The sequence below is a fragment of the Candidatus Dependentiae bacterium genome (assembly GCA_018266175.1).
In the GTDB taxonomy this organism is placed as follows: Bacteria; Babelota; Babeliae; order Babelales; family RVW-14; genus JAFEAY01.
Genome location: JAFEAY010000017.1, coordinates 1 through 3613, shown reverse-complemented (window position 1 = coordinate 3613; position 3613 = coordinate 1). Strand labels below are relative to the sequence as shown.

At 41.3% G+C, this 3613-nt stretch carries 3 protein-coding genes; all 3 read right to left on the bottom strand.

Going from position 1 to position 3613, the window contains the following annotated elements; all coding sequences use genetic code 11:
- Positions 1 to 99: 99 nt before the first annotated feature.
- A complete protein-coding gene (locus JST56_03840) occupies positions 100 to 1506 on the bottom strand; it encodes a WD40 repeat domain-containing protein (GenBank protein MBS1988098.1) in 1407 nt (468 codons plus the stop codon).
- 29 nt (positions 1507 to 1535) lie between these two features.
- The gene (locus tag JST56_03835) at positions 1536 to 3104 is read right to left on the bottom strand and encodes an AAA family ATPase (protein MBS1988097.1); all 1569 of its coding nucleotides are present in this window, start codon (positions 3102 to 3104) and stop codon (positions 1536 to 1538) included.
- A gap of 138 nt (positions 3105 to 3242) precedes the next feature.
- Positions 3243 to 3613, bottom strand: a 371-nt coding sequence (locus JST56_03830) for a hypothetical protein (GenBank protein MBS1988096.1), incomplete at its 5' end; no start/stop codon positions are given.

Below are 3613 nucleotides of genomic sequence, written 5' to 3'. Positions count from 1 at the left end.
CCACTTGTGCAGGCTACGAGGACAAATGAAAAAATTGGTATCAACCGTGTAACCATAAAAAACCTTGTTTTGTCTAAAAGAGAAAATCAATGCCGTGAATCAACCAACAACCGATTGAAAGCGTTTTTGAAAATAGTCTGGCAATATTACAAAAACATCCCGCCAGCCATCACCAAGATTAACGCCGTTGCTCCCTTGATAACATCGCTCAAGCTGAACTACCAGTGCAATCTGCTCGAATGAAAGGTCTGGATACAAATCCCACACCTTAATCGTTCCATCAGCAGAGGCAAAAACCAGTCCTCCATCATTCAGTTGCTCGATGCATCTAGCCCAACCTGTATGCCCCTCAAGTGTGGCAACGAATCCGTTGGTGTTTAAATCCCACACCTTAATCGTTCTATCACTTGAGCACGAAGCCAGTCGACCATCATCCAGTTGCTTGACGCAATTAACCCAATCTCTATGCCCCTCAAGTATGGCAACGCACCTGTTGGTATTCAGATCCCACACCTTGATTGTCCTATCCCTTGAACAAGAAGCAAGTCGACCATCATCCAGTTGCTTGATGCAATTAACCAAACGTGTATGCCCCTCAAGCGTGGCAACGCATCTGTTGGTATTTAAATCCCACACCTTAATCATTCCATCATCAGAACCAGAAGCCAGTCGACCATCATTCAGTTGCTTGATGCATTTAACCCAAGCTGTATGTCCCTCAAGCATGTCAACGCACCTGTTGGTATTCAGATCCCACAGCTTAATCGTTTCATCACTTGAACCAGAAGCCAGTCGACCATCATTCAGTTGCTTGATGCATTCAACCCACCATGTATGCCCCTTAAGTGTGGCAATGCATCTGTTGGTATCCAGATCCCACAGCTTAATCGTTTCATCCTCAGAACCAGAAGCCAGTCGACCATCATTCAGTTGCGTGATGCATTCAACCCGACCTCTATGCCCCTGAAGCGTGGCAACGCACCTGTTAGTATCTAGATCCCACACCTTAATCGTTCCATCATCAGAACCAGAAACCAGTCGACCATCATTCAGTTGCTTGATGCATTTAACCCAAGCTGTATGTCCCTCAAGCATGCTCACCTGCACTGCAGCTCCTTCATCATCACGTACCATTAAGCATTCTGGAAAATAATGGGCATACGATGTCATTGGTGGTTCACCAAAATTGTGCTGCATCACATCATAGCAACTTACTCTGTCGATCTCCCGATTCATGAGCATCGAAAAATTACTGGGCGCTTGTGCAGAAAGCCGATCAAAGAGGACTTGATCCAGTGCTTTGGTTATGTCGACATGATTGATTGTCTGTTTGAGCTGTGCAACAAATTGTACGTCGCTTGTTGCTCCAGAAAAAATTCTTTTACCTTTTTTGCAACGTTGTGCATGTTGGTGCACCCCTTGATCAAATAAATTTCCATTCATCGCATGTGCTGTATTTGACAACAAAACAATCGTAAAAATCAGAAAACGATATTTAAACTCCACAGCACATACCTCTCCAGAATTATAAAGATTTAATCAAGATTTTGTGCCGCACTGGCAACTTGAATTCGCTTATTTTGATACATAAAAGTAATCTCAACAAGAACAATCTGCTTGCCAAGATCTCGATATCGCTCGTAGTAGCGACGATCAAGAATTTGTTGCATACCTTGACCAGTTGACTTGTTAAACTTGAATTCGATAACATAGATACGATCTTTTGTTTGAACAATCAAATCGGGCTTTCCTGTATGCGTCGAATCCTCACTGCTTGTAGCAAAACCAATCACCGTCGTAATCATGTGAAACAGAGTATGGTAAAAACTTTCATCCGGCCTGTGATGTTGCGATGGAATATTGGCAAGAAGCGTTTGCAAGCCATACTCTACTTTGTGCATATCGCACAATAAAAAACCAATTCTAATATCATCCACTGCTGGCCGCACATTCACATCTGGCAGATCAACTTTCATACTAAGCAAAAGGTACCGCATTGATGTACGCACTTCCTGATTTGGATAGTCGATTTCAACAATATTCGTTTCCGAATCATATGACTGTACGGTCATATAGCCAGCTTGATAAAGCAATGCTTCAAGTGCTATTGAACTCACATCATAAATACCAAAAATTGCTTCACTTGCTCGAAGTGGCCCAAATTTTTCTAGCACCGAAAGATCATAATTTTTATTTTTCAAGAGTTTGACCAAGTAACTTGGCGTACCGGTTGCAAACCAATAATTTTTAAATAACCTGTCTTGCAAACAATACATAACCGAAAGAGGTGCATATAAGCGGGCAACTTCATGATCGGTACAAAAACGATAGCCATCATACCATTGCCTGATAAGATCAAGCACCTCTTCTGGTGATTTTTTCAAGTGGTCCACAAGCTCTTTAAGATGATCTGCAAAGTAATGTTCTATTTCTGCCTTGGTATAGCCAACAATCAACGCTCCCAAAGCTTTTTCTGAAATGTCATTCAAGTTGTTTAAACCAGAAAATACCGACGTTTTGGTAAATTTGCTGACTCCGGTCAAAAAAGTGAACCTACAAAATTGATCTAATCCCTTGATGGTCTCATAAAAACTTTTGAGAACTATTTGACACTGAGCGGCAATTTCAAAGTTATCAATGTGATCAAGAATTGGCTTGTCATATTCATCGATGAGTATAACTACCTGATTCTTACTTGATAATTCACGCACCAACAACTTCAGAAGTTCACCAGGAGATGCTGTTCTTTCCAAAGTAATACGGTGCATTTTTGCAATCTCGTACAATTCATTGCACAACCCTATGCGAAGTTCTTCAGGCGTTTGATGAGGAATGATTCCAAAATCTAATCGAATAACAGGATGAATTGGCCATGTATAATCGGTCTTACTTATTGCAAGATCAACAAAAAGCTCTTTGCGTCCTTGAAATATTGCTTCCAGTGTTGAAATCAACAGCGACTTCCCAAAGCGTCGAGGACGCGATAAAAAACAGGTCTTGCCTGATGTAATGAGCGAATAAATATGTGCGGTTTTATCGACATAGACACAATTTTGCGTAATGAGCTCACTGAATGTTTGCATATTCAATGGAATTTTTTTCATAGATTCACTCCTTGGGCTGATAAAACGGCACATTTTTTGCTCAGTATAGCACACTGAATCATGCGAACCAGATAAAGAAAAACAAACTTTTTTCTTTATTAAAGGCTATAGTTGCAATAGAAAAAGTTTCTTTAAAATTCAGTACCAACCAACAACCGATTGAAGCCGTTTTTGAAAATAGTCCGGCAATGTTTCAAAAACATCCCGCCAGCCATCACCAAGATTAACGCCGTTGCTCCCTTGATAACATCGTTCAAGCTGAACAACCAGCGCAATCTGTTCTAACGAAAGGTCTGGATACAAATCCCACATTTTGATCGTTTTATCGCTTGAACCAGAAGCAAGGCGCCCATCATCCAGTTGCGTAATGCAAAAAACCCAACCTGTATGCCCCTTAAGTGTGGCAATGCATCTGTTGGTATCCAGATCCCACAGCTTAATCGTTCCATCACCAGAACCAGAAGCCAATTGGCCATCATCAAGTTGCTTGATGCAATGAACCCAACTTG

Coding starts and splice junctions, on each gene's coding strand:
- JST56_03835 (MBS1988097.1), bottom strand. CDS start 3,104: ATGAAAAAAATTCCATTGAATATGCAAACATTCAGTGAGCTCATTACG.